Source organism: Bacillus sp. SIMBA_074 (genome assembly GCF_046534555.1).
Classification (GTDB): domain Bacteria; phylum Bacillota; class Bacilli; order Bacillales; family Bacillaceae_G; genus Bacillus_A; species Bacillus_A mycoides.
Map to the genome: position 1 here is coordinate 1 of NZ_JAWRYM010000437.1, position 276 is coordinate 276.

Here is a 276-nt window from a genome sequence, read left to right on the forward strand (position 1 = left end):
GGGCTCGCTCTGGGTTATTCTTGAAGTTCCCGCCGCTTATGCGGCCACCTTTTTGGCCGGCTTCTGCAGCCCGTTCTGGATTTTCCGCAAAATTGCCGGCACCGCCTCTACGTCCCGTCATAACGCCTCCGGTTTGAGTTAAGTAAAGCCAGATAAAGCATAGCCTTAACTTTTTCCCTCTGCGCTTAATCAGGCGTGCACAGCGCTCAGACTGCCGCATCGATCGTTTTTTGACGTTTTTAAGGCAAAAAAAAACCCGCTCAGGGCGGGGAAAAT

1 protein-coding gene is annotated in these 276 nt (G+C 52.2%); it reads right to left on the reverse strand.

Features of this window, described 5'->3' with window-relative positions:
• A partial coding sequence (locus SB773_RS35405; RefSeq protein ID WP_486304311.1) for a con-10 family general stress protein occupies positions 1–220 on the reverse strand: 220 nt, incomplete at its 3' end.
• Between the last annotated feature and the right edge of the window lie 56 nt (positions 221–276).